This window comes from Cupriavidus sp. 01L45, assembly GCF_056399885.1.
Genome location: NZ_JBFTSG010000028.1, coordinates 66,780 through 84,899, shown reverse-complemented (window position 1 = coordinate 84,899; position 18,120 = coordinate 66,780). Strand labels below are relative to the sequence as shown.

The 18,120-nt window shown below is 66.2% G+C and carries 20 protein-coding genes; 7 read left to right on the top strand and 13 right to left on the bottom strand.

Features of this window, described 5'->3' with window-relative positions; genetic code table 11:
• Window positions 1-41 precede the first annotated feature (41 nt).
• Entirely contained in the window at window positions 42-212 is a 171-nt protein-coding gene (locus AC1DT6_RS20010) for a hypothetical protein (RefSeq protein ID WP_441625266.1), read from the bottom strand.
• Between the two features lie 507 nt (window positions 213-719).
• Between AC1DT6_RS20010 and AC1DT6_RS20005 the strand changes: the two genes are divergently transcribed.
• Entirely contained in the window at window positions 720-1,424 is a 705-nt protein-coding gene (locus AC1DT6_RS20005) for a response regulator (protein WP_441625264.1), read from the top strand.
• 104 nt (window positions 1,425-1,528) lie between these two features.
• On the opposite strand, the gene AC1DT6_RS20000 is transcribed toward AC1DT6_RS20005, so the two are convergent.
• Window positions 1,529-1,729, bottom strand: a complete 201-nt coding sequence (locus AC1DT6_RS20000) for a hypothetical protein (protein ID WP_441625262.1) — start codon at window positions 1,727-1,729, stop codon at window positions 1,529-1,531.
• A 154-nt stretch (window positions 1,730-1,883) separates the two neighbouring features.
• Here AC1DT6_RS20000 and AC1DT6_RS19995 point away from each other — a divergent pair, with 154 nt between their 5' ends.
• Window positions 1,884-2,744 (top strand): transglutaminase-like domain-containing protein, encoded by an 861-nt coding sequence (locus AC1DT6_RS19995; RefSeq protein ID WP_441625260.1) that lies wholly within the window; start codon window positions 1,884-1,886, stop codon window positions 2,742-2,744.
• 36 nt (window positions 2,745-2,780) lie between these two features.
• On the opposite strand, the gene AC1DT6_RS19990 is transcribed toward AC1DT6_RS19995, so the two are convergent.
• Window positions 2,781-3,245, bottom strand: coding sequence for a GDP-mannose mannosyl hydrolase (locus tag AC1DT6_RS19990; RefSeq protein ID WP_441625258.1), 465 nt, complete (start codon window positions 3,243-3,245; stop codon window positions 2,781-2,783).
• Window positions 3,246-4,483: 1,238 nt separating this feature from the next.
• Between AC1DT6_RS19990 and AC1DT6_RS19985 the strand changes: the two genes are divergently transcribed.
• On the top strand, window positions 4,484-5,254 hold the full coding sequence (locus AC1DT6_RS19985; RefSeq protein ID WP_441625254.1) for an SDR family NAD(P)-dependent oxidoreductase: 771 nt from the start codon (window positions 4,484-4,486) through the stop codon (window positions 5,252-5,254).
• A 54-nt stretch (window positions 5,255-5,308) separates the two neighbouring features.
• On the opposite strand, the gene AC1DT6_RS19980 is transcribed toward AC1DT6_RS19985, so the two are convergent.
• From AC1DT6_RS19980 to AC1DT6_RS19960, 5 genes are all read right to left on the bottom strand, one after another.
• Window positions 5,309-5,758, bottom strand: a complete 450-nt coding sequence (locus AC1DT6_RS19980) for an NUDIX hydrolase (RefSeq protein ID WP_441625252.1) — start codon at window positions 5,756-5,758, stop codon at window positions 5,309-5,311.
• A gap of 119 nt (window positions 5,759-5,877) precedes the next feature.
• A complete protein-coding gene (locus AC1DT6_RS19975; protein ID WP_441625250.1) occupies window positions 5,878-6,474 on the bottom strand; it encodes a hypothetical protein in 597 nt (198 codons plus the stop codon).
• A gap of 258 nt (window positions 6,475-6,732) precedes the next feature.
• Entirely contained in the window at window positions 6,733-7,077 is a 345-nt protein-coding gene (locus AC1DT6_RS19970; RefSeq protein WP_441625248.1) for a VOC family protein, read from the bottom strand.
• 95 nt (window positions 7,078-7,172) lie between these two features.
• Window positions 7,173-8,129, bottom strand: a complete 957-nt coding sequence (locus AC1DT6_RS19965; RefSeq protein ID WP_441625246.1) for an AraC family transcriptional regulator — start codon at window positions 8,127-8,129, stop codon at window positions 7,173-7,175.
• 26 nt (window positions 8,130-8,155) lie between these two features.
• Entirely contained in the window at window positions 8,156-9,058 is a 903-nt protein-coding gene (locus AC1DT6_RS19960; RefSeq protein WP_441625244.1) for a LysR family transcriptional regulator, read from the bottom strand.
• Window positions 9,059-9,233: 175 nt separating this feature from the next.
• Here AC1DT6_RS19960 and AC1DT6_RS19955 point away from each other — a divergent pair, with 175 nt between their 5' ends.
• From AC1DT6_RS19955 to AC1DT6_RS19940, 4 genes are read left to right on the top strand one after another with little or no spacing between them, the layout of a single operon-like run.
• Window positions 9,234-10,232: a hydroxyacid dehydrogenase gene (locus tag AC1DT6_RS19955; RefSeq protein ID WP_441625242.1), complete on the top strand. Its 999-nt coding sequence runs from the start codon at window positions 9,234-9,236 to the stop codon at window positions 10,230-10,232.
• Window positions 10,233-10,274: 42 nt separating this feature from the next.
• Entirely contained in the window at window positions 10,275-10,991 is a 717-nt protein-coding gene (locus AC1DT6_RS19950) for an RraA family protein (RefSeq protein ID WP_441625240.1), read from the top strand.
• A 51-nt stretch (window positions 10,992-11,042) separates the two neighbouring features.
• Window positions 11,043-12,017, top strand: a complete 975-nt coding sequence (locus AC1DT6_RS19945; RefSeq protein ID WP_441625238.1) for a Bug family tripartite tricarboxylate transporter substrate binding protein — start codon at window positions 11,043-11,045, stop codon at window positions 12,015-12,017.
• A gap of 51 nt (window positions 12,018-12,068) precedes the next feature.
• Window positions 12,069-13,193: an NAD(P)/FAD-dependent oxidoreductase gene (locus AC1DT6_RS19940; RefSeq protein ID WP_441625236.1), complete on the top strand. Its 1,125-nt coding sequence runs from the start codon at window positions 12,069-12,071 to the stop codon at window positions 13,191-13,193.
• A 62-nt stretch (window positions 13,194-13,255) separates the two neighbouring features.
• Here the strand turns inward: AC1DT6_RS19940 and AC1DT6_RS19935 are convergent, their stop codons facing one another.
• From AC1DT6_RS19935 to AC1DT6_RS19915, 5 genes are all read right to left on the bottom strand, one after another.
• Window positions 13,256-14,284 carry a LacI family DNA-binding transcriptional regulator gene (locus AC1DT6_RS19935; RefSeq protein WP_441625234.1) on the bottom strand — a complete coding sequence of 343 codons (1,029 nt, stop codon included), beginning with the start codon at window positions 14,282-14,284 and terminating at the stop codon, window positions 13,256-13,258.
• 127 nt (window positions 14,285-14,411) lie between these two features.
• Window positions 14,412-15,395: a tripartite tricarboxylate transporter substrate binding protein gene (locus tag AC1DT6_RS19930; RefSeq protein ID WP_441625312.1), complete on the bottom strand. Its 984-nt coding sequence runs from the start codon at window positions 15,393-15,395 to the stop codon at window positions 14,412-14,414.
• A 95-nt stretch (window positions 15,396-15,490) separates the two neighbouring features.
• Window positions 15,491-16,633 (bottom strand): porin, encoded by a 1,143-nt coding sequence (locus AC1DT6_RS19925; RefSeq protein WP_441625232.1) that lies wholly within the window; start codon window positions 16,631-16,633, stop codon window positions 15,491-15,493.
• A gap of 96 nt (window positions 16,634-16,729) precedes the next feature.
• Window positions 16,730-17,068 (bottom strand): cupin domain-containing protein, encoded by a 339-nt coding sequence (locus AC1DT6_RS19920; protein WP_441625230.1) that lies wholly within the window; start codon window positions 17,066-17,068, stop codon window positions 16,730-16,732.
• Complete coding sequence (locus AC1DT6_RS19915) at window positions 17,065-18,042, bottom strand: quinone oxidoreductase family protein (RefSeq protein ID WP_441625228.1); 978 nt, start codon at window positions 18,040-18,042, stop codon at window positions 17,065-17,067. Before AC1DT6_RS19915 ends, AC1DT6_RS19920 begins: the two co-directional genes overlap by 4 nt.
• Window positions 18,043-18,120: the final 78 nt, after the last annotated feature.

Genomic DNA, 18,120 nt, shown 5'->3' with positions numbered 1-18,120 from the left:
AATTTCCTAAAGAAGGGCTCCCGCAACCTCGAATCGCGCCTTCACAGCCAGGGCTCAGGCTGGACGTTCACTGATAAAAATGAATCGTGAATTGCGTTTAAGGAGAGAAAATCCTGCGCTGGACGCAGGCAGACCGCGATGCCAAAAAGGATCTCGCCGACTACTTCCGCGCTGAGTCCATCGTCGAAGTATGTTCTGCTTTCCTTGGTCACTCCCCCTCTTCTCCACGAGCACCCCGGAGCCCGGTCCCGCTTTTGCGTGGTCGGCACGAAACCCGGGTCTTGCCCGGACCGCCGAATGCTCCGAATCAAGCTGCTGAAAATTCCGCAAAAGACACAATATCCCCACTATCCCCTTGACCGTCGCCCGAGGCCGACCGCCACGGCATATTCCGCAGCGGCACGCCTGAAAGCGACCAATGACATGGATCACTGACATGGCGGGACGCAAAATGCGGAAATTTCGCAAACCAGCACCGTGCCGTCGGCGATACAGTCTGCAGTCACAAAACAGTACTTTCGCCGGCGCCCCGCGCCGCCATTGACCACCGTCAGCCGCACTGCCATTGGCGTAACGCGGCCTGGGCGGGAGAACACGGAAGCAAGCCATGAGCGATATCACCCCAATTTGCGCAACCGGGGCGCCGGAGCCACCCGCGCAGCTGGAACGGCTCGCGCGGCGCAAGCCATCCCGTCCGACGTACTCATGGATATGAGCCCATGCTGGCCGACGTCTCGCTCTCCAAATCCCGCATCGTCATCGCCGACGATCATCCCGTCATGCTGGTGGGCCTGCGCGGCTTGCTCGCGCAGTTTGAAAGCGTCGAAATCGCCGGCATTGCCCGGAACTCCACCGAGATCCTCGCGTTGCTCAGCCGGCAGCCCTGCGAGATCCTGCTGACCGACTATGCGATGCCAGGCGGCGCCCATGGCGATGGCCTGCACATGATCGAGTTCGTGCGCCGCCGCTACCCGGAACTGGCGATCCTGGTATTCACCATGCTGCACAACCCCGAGCAGATCAGCGAGCTGGTCGGCTTCGACCACTTGTCCGTGGTCAGCAAGCTCGACGACGCATCCCATATCCCGAAGGCGCTGGCACACCTGCTCGCCGGCGTGCGCTACCTGTCGCCGGCGATACAGCGGCTGCTGGACAGCATCGGCCCGCCCGCTGACCTGCGAGCCCGGTTCGGGCCGCTCAGCCCGCGCGAGGTCGAGGTGATCCGGCTTTACCTGTCCGGCATGTCCGTCAGCCAGATCGCGGTCAGCCTCGGGCGCAGCATCAAGACCATCAGTACGCAAAAAATGTCGGCCATGCGCCGGCTCGGGCTACGTGGCGACCTGGAACTCTATAACTACGCCGCTTCCATCGGCCTGCTCGGGCAGCACCACGCGCGCCGCCTGAACGCCACAACCCGGGAATAACGGCGCGCAATGATGCAGGCGAGCGCCCTGCCCCGCCGATACCCCGCCTCCAAACGCGCGCGAACGCCTCGAAGCCCTGCCCGGTGGCGAACGCGACGCCCGGGCTAGTTCGCCGGGACGCGAAGCGCCGCGCCACCGTCGGCACCGTCGGCACCGTCGGCACCGCGGTTCCGGTCCAACCGGTCCTTCGGCTCCGCCGACGCGGCCGCCGCCGCATGCATCTCGAACCCCGGCTCGGGAGACGGCACCGTGATGGTGCTCAGCAAGGACAGCGGACACCACCAAAGCGCTTTCAACGGATTCACTGGACTTTCCCCTGAGTGCCGGTGACCATGGTCGGGCACGATACACCGCTTAACGGCAGGAAGTGGCGATCCGTTGAACTTGTCACAAACTATTCTTCAAGCCAAGCGCCGGTTGTGCCGCGCGGAAAGCGCGGAAAAAAAGGAGGGACATCAAATGAACCGTCTTCGATACTCGGTCGACCTGTCCTACGAAGTCCTGGATGCCGAGGCGGACTTCCTCTTCAACATCGAAGCCGCCCGTACCGCCCGCCAGACGGTCGTTTCCGAGCGCCTGACGCTACCGCCCGTGCTGCGCATGGATCACTACAACGACCCGATGCTATGCAACCGGCTGATCCGGCTGCGCGCGCCGAAGGGACATCTGGCCATTCACTATGAAGCCGTGGTCGATATCGACCATCGCCTCGACGAGCCATCGACCTTGTCGGAGGTCCCGGTCGCGCTACTGCCGTTCGAGGTGCTGCCTTACCTGGCGCCGAGCCGATACTGCGAATCCGACCGGCTGATGGAATTTGCCCTGCGGGAGTTCGGCGCCATTCCGTGGGGATACACCCGTATCGTCGCGATCCGGGAATGGGTGCGCAACCACGTGCGTTTCCTGTCAAAGTCCACCAACGAGCGCACCTCGGCCGTGGATACGATTGTCGAACGCACCGGTGTGTGCCGGGACTTTGCGCACCTGATGATTGCGATCTGCCGGGCCCTGAGCATTCCCGCGCGCATTTCCAGCAGCCTGGACTACGGCGCCGATCCCGCTCTCGGGCCGCCGGATTTCCATGCCTTTGTCGAAGTCTTCCTGTCGGGAAGATGGTACCTGGCCGATCCCTCCGGCACGTCCATTCCCACCGGCCTGCTGCGCATCGGCACGGGCCGGGACGCGGGAGAGATTCCTTTCGCGGCGATTTTCGGCAAGGTGGAATCCGAGCGGCCCTTCGTGCAGGTCCATGCGGTGACCGATGCGGCGCTCGGACTGGAGATGCCGCTTTTCACGGACTGGGGCATCTGTACCTGGTAGGACGGTTCTCCCCGGCCACGCCGCTTGCCGGGCCTGTCAGCGGAAATAGGCCTTGGTATATTCGTGCACATCGTCGCGGGCAAGCAGCTCGGCCGGCGCCATCCAGCAGTACGCGCTGTGCTGATCGGGCTGCCCTGGCGGCTTCCCGTCCGGCTCGCCACCCGGCAGGGTCCAGGCATAGGCAAGCACCACATAGTGCGTGGTAACGCCGGGTTCGCCGGCAAAGTTGTCCGCATAGTGATGTTCGAACACGCCGCGCGGGACTGCATCGCCACGCCTGGCCCCGGCGACGCCCAGTTCGTCCGCCACGATGCGGCGGAAGGCGGCGTCCAGGCCTTCGTCCTTGCGGATGCGCCCGCCCGGCACGAACCACACACCTTGCGCCGGCCGGTTACGGCGCCGGCCAAGCAGCACACGGCCGTGCGCATCGGTGACGAGCAGGTCGATCGAGACCAGCGGTGCATGGCGCACCACGAAGAAAAAATCCTTTCCGACGAGCATTGGGATCGGCTCCGAAATCGACAGGCAACATGCTGTTCCGCCGCGGAACAAGCCCGAAAGCTGTCGGCGCGACGCTGCCGGTGCAGAAAGACGCCTCGCCCACCGGGGGATAGGCGAGGCGCAAAGCGCGAACAGGTGGGTCAGACCTGCCCGCGACGTATGGAGCCTACCCGCGGCCGTGCGAATAGAACGTGGGCTAGCGCACCAGGCATTGCTGCGGCGATGTCACTGAGGATGGCAATGGCCTTGCCCGCACGGCCGGCAAGCTGGCTATCGGGGGCGGCGGCGCAAGCCGGCGGGCGCGGGCTCGTTGCCACGAAGCAACGCCAGACCCGCGTGCGCACGGCTTTGTGGCCGCTCCGGATGCATGGCCTGCGCAACGCTTATGGAAAAATCATAGGCAAAACAGACCCGGAGATGCGCCGCCACCGAACTAAAAATTTGCGTGCCGCTGCCGTTATTCCCTGAGCGGCGGGCTGCGCCACGCCGCATGTTGGCGCTGCCCGCGCCCGACAGCGCCATGGCGCCCACAGAAGTCCGAGTATCCCTATGCAAGACAATCTGCCTCGCCGCGCTATGCTGCACCTTTGCCGCCGTGCTCTGTACAGCACTCGCGATCCGGCGTGCCCGGAAACAGACCCGCGTCGATCACCGCATCTGCGACCTGGAACGGCTACTCCGCGAGCGCCTGCCAAAGCGGGACGACGCAGCGGCCGACACGCGCATCTTTGGCTAACGCCATGCATCTGCCGCGCTGCCCCGGAGGGGGCAAGGCACAAGCGAACGAGGACGAACCCGAGAACAGAGAGGAAAAATGGGGGCTATTCTCTATACGTTGTATCAACAAGAATACGTATGATCCGTCGCGTGACAAGTCGCAGTGCATAAGTTAATAGATCTGACAACTGGACCATGAGCGGTATTGCCGCCTGGAACGACTTGTTTGCCGATCTTCGCAGCGTGATCCGGCATGCCTACACAGGCCAGAGAGCCAACGGGGCAGGATCTACGAGGTGTGGATGTCGCGGGGTGTAAAAGGCCATTCTTCGGAATGGCTTTTTTTATTGCGCCAGGCGTCAGGCCGGCAGCCCTCGATGTCGGTAAAGCCGTGGAAAGGCGCCCGGCGCGCAGATTCGTCTCTTTGGACGACGCACGGGCGCACCGCGCTCGCGACACTGCTGCAGGTTCCCTGCCGGATCGCCGCAGGGAGGAACCCTGATCCTGGCTAAGGAAGCGTCGTGACCTACACAGCTTTTGACCTGACCGGAAAGGTTGCCCTCGTCACGGGCGGCAATAGTGGAATCGGACTCGGCATGGCCGATGCCATGGCGGCGGCCGGTGCCGATATCTCGATCTGGGGCACCAACGCCCGGAAAAATGCCGACGCGGCCGCGCGCCTGGCCGCGCACGGCCGCAGGGTGCACACGGCAGTTTGCGATGTGGGCGACGAGGCCGCGGTGCAAGCCGCCTTCGCCGAAACGGTCGCGACCCTGGGCCGCGTAGACGGCTGCTTTGCCAACGCGGGAATCGGCGCGCGCGGCGCCCGCTTCGAGACGCTCGGCACGGAAGACTGGCATCGCGTGCTGCGGGTCAACCTCGACGGGGCCTTCTTTACACTGCGCGCCGCCGCGCGGCACATGCTGGAACAAGGCGACGGCGGCGTGCTGGTTGGCACCGCGTCGGTGGCGGCCATCGAAGGGGCCGCGCGCAACCAGCACTATGCCGCCACCAAGGGCGGGTTGATATCGATGATGCGTGCGCTGGCCGTGGAGTACGCGCGCCACGGCATCCGCGCGCATTCCATCCTGCCGGGCTGGATCGCCACCGACATGACCGCCAGGGGGCAGGCGGATCCGGCGTTCCAGGAAATGGTAGGCAAGCGCGTGCCGATGCGCCGCTGGGGGGAGCCGGCCGACTTCGGCGGGATCGCCATCTATCTGATGAGCGCGGCATCCCGCTATCACACGGGCGATACGCTGGTCATCGATGGTGGCTATACCTTGTTCTGAGGGAAGAAGAGGTATCGGGGGRCGCCGCTGCCGCACCCCCGATACGCATGGCGGCTAGAACCTTCCCGCGGCCTTCAGGATGCCAACCAGCCCTTCCGGCCATACGGTCTCGGTGGTCGAGGCCAACTCCGCCTGCGACCACCACTTGTGGTCCGCGATCACGCTCCTTTCATTGTCGGTCCAGTCGTCACGCGACAGCGCCTCGCCATTTGCCGCCACGACAAAATACCGCTCGACCGCCAGGACATGTTCTCCGTCAGGCAATTGCAGCGAGACCTCACGCGTGCTCACCGGCGCATCGACCGCGTCGACCCGGATCCCCGTCTCTTCGCGCAGTTCGCGAATCGCCGCCGCTTCGAAAGTCTCGCCGGCTTCCAGGCCTCCTCCGGGCGTAGCCCAATAGTCCTGGCCAGCCAGCGCCCCCTGCCGGTGGGTGAAACGAAACAGCAGCAGTCTTCGCGCCGGGCTGAGGACGAGAAGTCTTGCGGCAGGACGATGGCGCATTGCAGGCATCCGGTAACAGGTTCCGGCGGATTCTATGCGATTTTGCCAATCCGCCCCCATCCAGACGGCACGCCCGCTTCCTGCCGATACCTGCCAAGCCTTGCCGGCCTTAACTCGTGTCAACTCTGAAGCGCTCCCTCCAGGCAATCCTGCAAGCGCTCCGCATGGCCAGCGATCTTGTCGGCCTGATCGAGCCTGTTGATGATCCGCCGCGCATTCACGTAGTCCGTCTTGTCACCCGTGAGGTAGGCGGATAGCGTTTTCCCGGTGAATACACCTTCGCGCATCCCGATGGACATGATCCGATAGGCAGTCAGAGGATCCAGGACCCGCTCCGGGTCATCGACAAGCGAGGTGCCCAGTCCCAGACGCTTGCTCAGCTTTCCGTAGTTCCCGCGCCCGGTGATTTGCACGTAACCGCGGCCCTTGAACCGCAATCCGTCGCCGGCCTGCGTATTTCCAAGTGGTCCGGCCTTCGGCGGACGCTCGTACTGGAGAAAATACGAGTCCTTTCCGAACTCCGTGATGGGCTGCCAGCTATCCGCGCACTCGTGCTTCACGGTTGCCAGCATGTAGGCGACCCAGCGAACGTCCACGACGTCCGGATCGAGCTGCACGAAACCGAGGAGCCTGTCCAGGCCCGACAGCTTCGGCGCGGAGAGCGGCGCGAACGCCTGCTCATAGGCTGTGTAGAACGTCTGATGGTTGAACCACATACTTCGTCTATCATTTCCGCGGCGATTGCGCCAGGGGATTATAGGAGGTCGATGTATGCACGCCCCTCAGCCAAAAGAATGAACAACCCGGCAGCCGGGATATCGAACGCTGCCGCCATTTTTCCAGAACGAGGCGTCGGCCGGGGCCGTGGTTCAGCGCCGCGCAAGCGCGAGCGGGCGGCAAACGGCAGCCGGCACCTGACGTTCCGGTCCCGTAGCTGCGCCGCATGCAAATCCAGGTGCGCCAGCCGCGCGCTCCTACGCGGCCACGGACTGGTGCAAGCCGAATTTCACCCCTTGCGGATCGCGGCACATGCGGAACAGACCGAACCCGGGTTCACCGGGCCCGGCGTCATCGGCGTGACCGCCCAGGGCTTTCACCCTGGACACAGCGGCAAGCATGTCCGTCACCCGGAAAAAGACCAGCACCTGTGGCTCCGGATCATTGCCATGCAAGCCGACGCGGATCGACGGTGCCCGAAACCAGCCTTCACCGGCAAGCTCGGTGGGCTGGAAGGGCCAATCGAATAATTGGCGAAAAAAGTCCTGCGAGACGCGGGCATCCTGCCCGCCGATCTCAAGATAAGACACGCTGCCAGTCATATGGCACTCCTTGATCGCTGAAGTTGAATCCGGAGTATCTGGCCTGGCGGCGGATGCGGTCTTGAATAAAAATGACCTGCGTCCGCATGGACTATCTATGCATCCAGCAATGATGCGGGCTTCCCCGGCGCATCCGGGAACCCGGCCTGCGCATAAGCGGCTGGCGAGCATCCGGCAAACGCCTGGAATTCCCTGGTGAAATGACTCTGGTCGCTATAGCCGCATGCCGCGGCAACCTGGCTAAGCGCCATGCCCGGCGCCGAGGACATCAGGCCGTGGGCGCTGCCAAAACGAATGCACCGCGCCGCGGCCTTCGGACCCACGCCCAGGTGCCACTTGAAGCATGCCGCGAAGTGTCGTCCGCTCCATCCGATCCTGTCGCACAGTTGCCGGACCGGGACGCTCCCTTGCTCGCGCTCGAGTTCTTCCCATGCCCAGCGAAGCGCCGCGGGCACGGCCCTGCGGGGCGCCCCCAGGCGCCGCGCCAGGACCTGCTCGACGATCTCGAAACGCCGTTCCCATGCGGGCGCCCCATGCAGCGCCTCGGCCAGCAGGCCCGCCTCGCTGCCCCAGATGTCCGCGAGATCGACAACTCCGCCGGCAAGGACATCCGACGCGCCGTCAAACAGGCTGTAAGCCGCCCACGGCGGCAACTCGACTTCGACGCAGGACTGCGCGTCATCGTGCTCCACCGTGGTGGGCCCGGCTGGGTTGCCGACAACGAACGCCTGGTGGCGGCGCTGGTTCTTTCCCGCGCCAAGCAGGTAACCGGCGCCAAAGCCGATCACCACTTTGATGCGCGGACTGACCACTTCCACGCGCCGCACGGTTCGCCCCAGGTCTTCGCTGAAACCGGACAGCGTGCAGCCCCAGGAGCGCAAGCGCGCAAGGGGCGGGCCCGGCATGTACTGCCAGGACGACAAGGGCTGATCGCTCACAACCTCTCCCTCGGAATTCCAGCCGCGCATCGGACATCGCTCGCCGCGATGCGCGATGCGCGGGAAATAATGGTCCGGATAGCGCAGCCGGGCGAAAGCCGCAGTATGTTCCACTTTCCTCCCGCGCCCGCGCCGCCGTTCTAATCCACCTTGTTGAACAAGCTGCTCCCATGGTCATGCAGCAAGCCGATCAGGCGATCCGCCACCGGCGATAGCGGCACGTCCTTGCGATACGTCACACCAAAATTGCGCACCAGCGTGGCCGCCGCCAGGGGCACCTCTTGCAGTTGTCCGCCGCTTGCGCGCAAGGTGCGCCGCGAGACGAAGGTCAGCAATTCTGTGTCCGCCACCACGCGGGGAATCAGCGGGATCGAATTGGTCTCGATCTGCACCACGGGCCGGGGCAGGTCGCGCGACTCGAAGGCATGGTCCAGCCAGGTCCGGCTTGCCACCGCGCGGTTGGGCAGGGCCCATTGGCAAGCCGCGAGCGACTCCAGCGTGGCGCGCCGCGTCTTGAGGATCGGATGGCCCTTCGCTGCCGCGACGACCACGGTGTCCTTGAGCAGCGTCTCGCAGCGGAATTCCTCCTCCTCTTCCGGCACGAAGCCCAGCACAACGTCCAGACGCCCCTCGCGCAATTCGTCGCGTAGTTCGTAGTTGTTGCGGATCGTGAGCTGCAGCATCACGTCGGCGGCCTGCCGCAGCAGCATGCTGCAGATGCGGGGCAGCAGGTATTCCGCCCCAAGCGGGCCGCTGCCCAGCCGTACCGTGCCGGCTACCCCGCGCGCTATCGCGCTTACCTCGTCGCGCAACAGGTCGGCTTCCTGCAGCAGCAAGGTTGCGCGCGCCCGCAGCGCGATACCGGCCGCGCTGAGCTTCTGTCCCCTGCCATCGCGCTCGAACAACCCGGCGCCGAGCGACGCCTCCAGCCGGTCGATGGCCTTGGTGAGCGTCGGCTGGCTGCGGTGCACCAGTTCTGCCGCGCGCCGGAAGTTACCCGCGCTGGCCACGGCAAGGAAGTACTTGAGATCGCGGAGGTCCATGGAGTGCCTGGAGTCTGTGGGGTCTGTGGAGTGCGCTGCCGGGGGCAGCCTTGATTGATTACTAATATTTAACGAATTCCAAAAATTATAAGCTGGACGGAATCTGTCGTGAGGACAAGAATTCAGCACCGCATCGGCCGCACGCCGATTGTCCAATCGCCAGCTGACCATCTCCATGCCATATACCGTTTTCGTCACCGCTCCTCGCCTGGCCCCGGCCGGCGCCCGCCTGCTGCAAGCGGCCGGTTCGCGGATTCTCTATCTTGCCAATGCGGATGACGCTGGCGAGGTGGCGCGCATCCTCGCCACCGAACCGGTGGACGCCGTCATCTCCCGCACCGTCGCACTGAGCGGTGCGGCCATCGCGGCATGCCCCACGCTGAAGGTGATCTCCAAGCACGGCGTAGGCGTCAGCAACATCGATGTGGAAGCCGCAACCGCGCGCGGCATTCCCGTCTACGTCACGCCCGGTGCCAATGCCCCGTCGGTGGCCGAACTCACGCTCGGCCTGATGTTCGCGGCGGCGCGGCGCGTGGCGTGGATGGACCGGGAGATCCAGGCCGGCCGGTGGTCGCGCGCGCAGGACGGCATCGAGCTGCATGGCCGCACGCTGGGCCTGGTCGGCTTCGGGCAGGTCGCGCAACGGGTCGCCGGCGTATGCCTGGCGCTCGGCATGCCGGTGCTTGCCTTCGACCCGGCCCTGGCCGGGCACGCCAGCCCCGTGGAGGGCGTGGCCCTTGTCGGCACGCTCGATGCGCTCCTCGAAGCCAGCGACGTGCTGAGCCTGCACGTACCGCTGAACAGCCACACCCGCAACATGATCGGCGCGCCGCAGTTCGCGCGCATGCGGCACGGCGCCATCCTGCTCAATACGGCGCGCGGCGAAGTGGTCGACGAGCCGGCGCTGGTGCAGGCGCTGCAAAGCGGCCAGCTCTACGCAGCCGGACTGGACACCATGGCGGTCGAGCCCCTGCCCGCCGACAGCCCGTTGCGCGGCCTGGACAACATCGTCCTCACGCCCCATGTGGGCGGCTCCACGCCGGCCGCCCTGGCCGCGATGGCAAGCGGCGCCGCGCGCAATGTGCTCGGCTTCCTGCAGGGCACGCCGCCCGCGGCCACCGCCTGCGTCAATCCGCAGGTGCTGGACGGCGCCCCGGATGCCCTCAGCGCGTGACAGCGCGCCCCCAACCGACAGCAAGACACGAAGGAGACCTGGATGAGCAACGAAGCAAGCAGCACCGAAGCCGGCAACAAGGCATGGCCCGCGGGCTACCGCATCAACCCCTGCGCCGCCGGCCCCGCGCCGGATCTCGTCGCCGCCTTCCGCGAAATGCCGGTGGCGGCGATCGGCGATGCCATGAGCCGCAATATCGGCACCATCGGCCTGCGCCCCTATCACAGCCGGCCGGACACCGTCCTGTGCGGGCCGGCCGTCACCGTGCGCGTGCGCCCCGGCGACAACCTGATGATCCACAAGGCGCTGATGATGGTCCGCCCCGGCGATGTGCTGGTGATCGACGGCGGAGGCGACGTCACACAGGCGCTGGTCGGCGGCCTGATGCGCACCACTTGCCTGGCCAGACAGCTCGGCGGGCTGGTGATCGATGGCGCGGTGCGCGACGTACTCGAATGGGCGGAAGACGGCATGCCCATCTTCGCGCGCGGCAACACCCACCGCGGCCCGAGCAAGGACGGCCCCGGCGAGATCAACGTGCCGGTCTCGTGCGCGGGCATGGCCGTGCTGCCGGGCGACCTGATCGTGGGCGACGCGGACGGCGTGATCGCCGTGCCCGCCGCGGAGGCCGCCGAGATCCTGCAGCGCACCGGCGCCCACCTGCAGAAGGAAGCGCGGATTCGCGCCGACAACGCCGCCGGCACCTCGGACCCCGAACGGTTCGACGCGGCGCTGCGCGCCAAGGGACTGCCGGTCTGAATCCGGCGCGGCACCGCCCGCGCGGGTGCCAAGAAAAACAGGAGACAAAACATGCAACGACGCCATTTCCTCCAGGCCACCGCCGCCATGGCGCTGGCCACCGCCGGCATCGCCCGTGCGCAAGGCACGTGGCCACAGAAACCCATCCGGCTGGTGGTGCCGTTCCCGCCCGGCGGCGGCACCGACACCACCTCGCGGCTGGTCGCCGAGAAGCTGACCCTGACCGACCACTGGACGCTGGTGGTGGACAACAAACCCGGCGCGGGCGGCAATATCGGCCTGGACGCGGTGGCCAGATCGGCGCCGGACGGCTACACCATTGGCATGGGCCAGGCCGCCAACCTGGCGATCAACCCCGCGCTGTACCCGAAGATGCCGTTCGATCCCCTGAAGGATTTCACGCCGGTCGCCGGCGTGGCGGAACAGCCCGTGGTGCTGGTGGTGCGCCAAGACTCGCCGCTGCGCACGCTGGCCGACTTCGTCAAGGCGGCCAGGGCGCGCAACGGCGATATGGGCATCGCCCAGGCCGGCAACGGCACCGTGGGCCACCTGGCCGGCGAGATGCTGGCGCGGCGCGCCGGCGTGCGTGTGCTGCAGGTGCCGTACAAGGGCGCCGGCCCGGCCATGACCGACCTGCTCGGCGGCCAGGTGGACACTTACTTTGGCAACACCGTTTCCGTGATGCCGCAGTTGTCGGCCGGCAAGATCCGCGCGCTGGCTGTGACCTCGGCGAAGCGCCTGCCTTCCCTGCCCGCAGTGCCGACGGTGGCCGAACAAGGATTCGCAGGCTTCGAGGCCACCACGTGGCTGGGCCTGGTCGGCCCCGCCGGCTTGCCCGCCAATGTCACCGAGCGGCTGGGCGCGGCGACCATCAGGGTGCTGGCGCGCCCGGACGTGCAACAGAAGCTGGCGCAGGAAGGCAGCGTGCCGACGCCGCAGACCGCGGCGCAGTTCGCCGCGCACATTCGTGCCGAGCACGCCAAATGGGGCGCGCTGATCCGCGAAGCGCAGATCAGGCTGACCTGAGACGCCAGACGGAAAGCAAGCCCAACCTTCTTCAACCGGAGTTTCTGCAAAATGGAAAGCGTTGACTGCGCCGTCATCGGCGCTGGCGTGGTGGGACTCGCCATCGCCCGCACCCTGTCCGCCGCCGGCCGCGAAGTGGTCATCCTGGAGGCGGAGAACGCCTTCGGCACCCACACCAGCGCGCGCAATTCGGAAGTCATTCATGCGGGCATCTCGTATGCGCCGGGCTCGCTCAAGGGCAGGCTTTGCGTGGCCGGCAAGGCGGCGCTGTACGACTACTGCGCCGAGCGCGGGATCGGTTACCAGCGCATTGGCAAGCTGATCGTCGCGGTACAGGAAGCCGACCTTCCCGAACTGCACAACTACGTGGAGCTAGGCGCGGCCCAGGGTGTCACCGACCTGCGCATCATCGGCGCCGCCGAGGCGCGCGCCCTGGAGCCGGAAGTGGCTTGCGCGGGGGCCTTGCTGTCACCGTCGACCGGCATCGTCGACAGCCACGGCCTGATGCTGGCCTACCTGGGCGACGCAGAACGCCATGGCGCTGCGCTGGCACTGAGTAGTCCGGTGCTGGCAGGACAGCCAACCCCGGATGGCATCGTTCTGAAGGTGGGCGGCGCCGAACCAACGGAATTGCTGTGCGGCACCGTCATCAACGCGGCTGGCCTTGGCGCGCAGCGAGTGGCAACGGCCATCGCGGGCATGCCGGCCGACAAGATCCCGCCGCTCTATCACGCCATCGGCCACTACTTCACGCTGGGCCGCCCATCGCCCTTCCAGCGCCTGGTCTATCCCGCCGGCCGCGCAGGCGCGCTGCGCGCGCACGTAACGCTGGACCTGGGCGGGCAGTGCAAATTCGGCCCGGACCTGGACTGGCGCGACGGCGTGGACTACCGCTTCGACGCCTCGCGCGAAGCCGCGTTCTACCACGCCGTGCGCCGCTACTACCCCGGCCTGCGCGATGGCGACCTGCAACCCGGCTATACGGGCATCCGCCCCCGCCTGGCCGGCCCGGGGTCGTCAATGCACAACAGCGCCACCGACTTCATCGTGCAAGACGAGCGCGAGCATGGCATTCCGGGCCTGCTCAACCTGTTTGGCATCGAGTCGCCGGGGCTGAGCGCATCGCTGGCCATCGGTGGTTACGTCGGGCAACGGGTGGCCGCGCTGACGCCCTGATTGCCGGCCACGCTGGCAGGTTGCCATGGCGCCGCTGGGCGAGTAAACCTGACTGACTGCGGTCAGGCCGCCGGCGGCGCCGTCGAGCCGCGAACGATCAGCTCCGGGCACAGCACCACGCTGGCCGCCTCGGCGCCTGCGCCTTTGATGCGCGCCAGCAGCAAGGTGGCAGCCTTCGCCCCCATTTCGTGCACCGCGATGCGGATCGTGGTGAGCGGCGGCGTGAGTGCATCCACGAACGGCATATCGTTGTGGCCAACCACCGAGACCCGGCCAGGGCAGGCGATCCCCGCTTCGCGGAAATAGTCGTAGCATCCCAGCGCCACCAGGTCGTTGCCGGCGGCGATCGCAGTCAGGGCGGGAAACTGCGCGAGCAGCGCCTGGCATGCCTCGCGGCCCGCTTCGCGGCCGTAGTTCGCCGCTTCCACGATCATCCATTCGCTCTTGCGCAGCTTGTGCTTGCGCACCGCTTCGATAAAGCCCAGCTTGCGCTGGTGCCCGGTGGACAACGAGTCCGGACCGGCGATATGGCCGATACGGCGATGGCCCAGCGCAAGGAGGTGATCCACCGCCAGCCGCATCCCCACCATGTTGTCGCTGACCACGCAGGGCACCCTGCCGAGATCCTCCCCGCGATTGACCATGACTACGGGGATGTTCTGCTTGACGCAGTAATCCAGGACGGGATCCTCGCGCTCGGCGGTGGCGAGGATCAGGCCATCGACCTGGCGCCCGAGCATCTGGTCGATGACGAAGCGCTGCCGCGCCTTGTCGGCGCCGACATTGACCACGATGGGCACATAGCCTTGGGAGGCCAGCACGCCTTCGAGCCCGGCGAGGATGGGCGGAAATACCGGATTGGCAATATCCGGCAGCACCACGCCGATCAGTCCGGAGCGCTTGGTGCGCAAGCCGGCGGCGATGCGGTTCGGCCGGAAGCCAAGCTCATCCGCCATGCGCAGGATGCGCTCCGCCACCTCGTCCGCGACCAGGTGCCGGGTGGACGCATTCATCACCCGGGAGACAGTGGAGTAATGGACATCCGCCTTCGCCGCCAGGTCCTTGAGGGTAATGCGCTTACGCTGGTCCATGACGGCAGGCTGGGGGGTGCGGTGAATGAGAACATGCCATTTTATGCGAAGACGGCCGAACCGCCCTCCATCCCAGGCCGCCGTGGCCACGCGCGCTTGCGCGTGGCCACCTCAGCTTGCCGGCGCCCTACTGGCCAGCCTGCACGCCCGACTGCCTGACCACCGGCGCCAGCTTGGCGATCTCCGCCTTGATGTAGCGCTCGAACTCCTGCGGCGTGGACGTACGCGGCTCCGCCCCTTGCACCAGCAGGCGCTCGCGCACCGCCGGCGTGCCTAGCGCTTTCGCGATTTCGCCATTCAGCGCCGTGACGATTTCCTTCGGCGTACCGGCAGGCGCCAGCACGCCGAACCAGGACTCGAATGCATAGCCGGGCAGGCCCGACTCCGCCACGGTCGGGATGTCCGGCAGCGAGGTTGCCCGCCGGGGCGTGGTGACCGCCAGCGCCTTGAGCTTGCCCTGGCGCACGAACGGCATCGCCGAGACCGTGGGCGCGAACATCAGGTCGACGCGGCCCGCCATGACATCGGTCAGCGCCTCGCCCGTGCCCTTGTAAGGGATGTGCGCGATGTCCACACCAGCCTCCATCTTGAACAGCTCGCCGCTCAGGTGGGTCGAACTGCCGGAGCCGGCCGAGTCGAAGTTCATGGCGCCCGGCTTCGCCTTGGCGGCCGCCACCACGTCCTTGACCGAGCCCAGCTTGCTGGCGCCGTTGACCACCAGCACGTTGGGCACCGTCGCCACCAGCGTCACCGGGGCGAAGTCCTTGACGGTGTCGTAGGGCAGCCTGGGATACAGCGTGGCGTTGATGGCATGCCCGACCGACACCAGGATCAGGGTGTAGCCATCGGGCGCCGCCTTGGCGACCAGCGCGGCGCCAAGCGTGCCGCCGGCACCGGGCCGGTTCTCCACAATCATCTGGTAACCGCCGGATTCGCCCAGCCTGGTGCTGACGATGCGGGCGAGGATATCGGTGGCGCTGCCCGATGAGAATGGCACCACCAGCCGGATGGGTTTGGTGGGGTACCTGGCCGGCTGGGCATGTGCCTGCCCGGAAGCGCCCGGCAGGGCGAACGCACCCGCCACGCCGGCCGCGGCGGCGGCGCGTATCAAGCTCTTTCGAATCACGTTTGTCTCCTCCACCGCCTCTTGGCCGGCCGGATCGCAATCCGGCCGCGGTTGGGCGGTGCGATGGTCAGGTTCGAGGGTTAGAAGTAATGGCGCATGCCAAGCGCGAAAGTTTGCGGATCGGCCCCCGCGGACACCCCTAGACCGTTGATGGCGAAATCGTAGATGGCGTTTTTCTTGTTATTGATGCGGCTGTAGTAGGTAAAGAGCGCGGTGCGTTTGGACAGCGGATAGTCGTAGCCGATCGTGATCTGTGTTGCGCCGGTATCCGCGCCGCTGCTGATGGACCCCACCGTCTCGGTGGCGTTGCCAGCACCGTTGCTTGCCAAGGTGAAGCCCAGTCTTATGCTGCCCGGCCCGAGCTTTTGCACCACCGAGGTGTAGTAGCCGTTGCGCGTCAGGTCGCCCGTGGCGGTGCGGTAGTGCAGCCGTTCGTAGACCGCCGCGATCCTGGTGGTCGGGAACTGGTACGACACCCCGACCTTGATGGCGTCGTCGTTGCGGCCGGCAGTCTGGTAATGCTGGTGCAGTTCGTAGGCCAGCGCCACATTGAGCGGCCCGCGGTCATAGGTCGCGGCGAACGAATACAGCGCCGGGTTACGCGGCGTCGTGAGCTTTTCCTCGGGCACGCCCCAGCCCACCCCTCCGCGCAAGCCGTTCCATTCGGCGCTGCGGTACTGCACGATGTTCTGCTGCCGGCGGTCGAAGGAGCTGGTGTTCTGGATGTTGTTCGTGGTCGATGCCGCGCCGTTGCTGATCAGGGCCATATACCCGGCCGTGGTCGGGTAATAGGGATCGTATTCCATGGTGGCTTCGGTGTACGGCGTGGTCCAGTGCCCCATGAAGAAGGTCCCGTAGCTGCCGGTCAGGCCAATGCGCGAGTTCCGTCCCGCAATCTGCCCGGTCCCGTTGTCAAGCGACAGGTTGCTTTCGATCTGCCAGATTGCCTTTAGTGTTCCGCCGAGTCCTTCCTCTCCCCGCAGGCCGAAGACCGACCGGTTATTGGTCAGCCGTCCCACGCCGCCCAGCGAAGTACCGTCCATAGCGGTGCTGGCACGCGAATACTCGATGCTGGTATTCAGACGCCCATAGATCGTCACCGAGGATTGCGCGTACACCGGAGCGCATGCCACCGCAACCAGCGCCAGCCACCGGTGCCCGGCAGCGCCTGTGCCACAACCCTTGCCTGCATCCTCCCACCCACGCCTCCAGGCTTCTTCCATGTTCCCTCCCCTTGGTACGGGATCGCAACGCTCGATTCACCACGTCAATTTGAAGCATGTGCAAACGTTTGCATTCAAACTAAAAAATCTGCGGGATCATGGCGGACAGGGCATGGCCAGCAGCAGCATGGCAGGACGGTTGCCCGGATTCTCCACCTTGCGGGCTTCGCCCGGCGCAAGCCGCACCGAGTCGTATTGCGCCAGTCGCACAACCTCCGTCCCGCTGCTGATGGTCACCTCTCCCTCCAGCACCACGTAGTGTTTTTCCAGGGGCGAAGCATCCAGCCCGGTATGGCCGCCCGGCAGGATGACCGAGACGCCTAACCAGAGCGACTCGGACGGCCCTGCCTCGTGGCCCTGCAGGCGCAGGCAGCGCATGCCCTCATGCCGGGGCGGAAAATACGCCGGCGCCGTGGCGAAACGCGTCGTGTTCACGGCGTCAGCACCACGCGTTCCCGGGCGCCCTGCAACACGGCGCGATACGCGTCGGCAGCACTGGCCAGCGGAAAGGTGTAGTCGGCGCGCACCGGGAAGGGCTTGAGCTGCTCTTCCGCGAACATCGGGGCGAGCTGATCGAAGACCGCCGCGCATGCGATGCTGTCCATCGCCAGCGTATCGATGCCCACATAGGTATGCTGGCCGCGGTAGAAGGCAAAGATGTCGAACGGCACGGCGCGGTCGATGGTCGAGATGAAGATCTGCGCGGCGCCGGTCGCCATGGCCTTGTTGGCCTGCTCGAAGTATGGGCTGCCGACCGTGTTGTAGACGATATCGGCCCCGTGGCCGTCGGTTTCTTCCCGCACCAGCTCGGCGATGTTGTCGCGGCTGGCATCCATTATGCGCACCGTGCTGCTTGCGTGGCCACGATACGGGCCGGCCTCTCGCTCCACGGCGAATACATGAGCGCCCAGCGCGGTGGCAATCTGGATGGTGGCCTGGCCAACCTTGCCGTTGCCGCCGCAGACCAGCACCACGCTGCCCGCCTTCGGCAAGCCGGCGCGCCGCAGGCCTTCGTAGGCGGTCACGAACGGGACGCCGACCGCGCCGGCTTCCCGCAGCGTGACGTTGGCAGGCTTCTCGCGCACCGCGGCGGCGTCCAGCGTCAGGTAACGGCTATGCGTGCCGTCGCGGCGAATGCCAAGCTCGCCGCCGCTGCCCCAGACTTCCTTGCCCAGCAGGTGCGCGGGACCGTCCACCACCACGCCGGCGTAGTCGCGGCCAGGCACGCGCGGCCACACGGCGTGCGGCATCAGTCCCAGCGTGGCCTTGACGTCGCTCGGGTTGACGCCGGCACTGGCCACCTCGATGACGCACTGGCCGGCAGCGGCGGCTGGCTTGGGAATGCCGACGAATTCGAGCCGCAGCTCGTCGATGTTCGCGGCCTTGCGGGAAACGCGGATAGTGTTCATCTTGTCGTGCACCTGGTTACGTTTGTAGGTAGTTGTGTTGTCAATATGAAGGAGCGCCGCTGGCAGGATTGCCTTCGC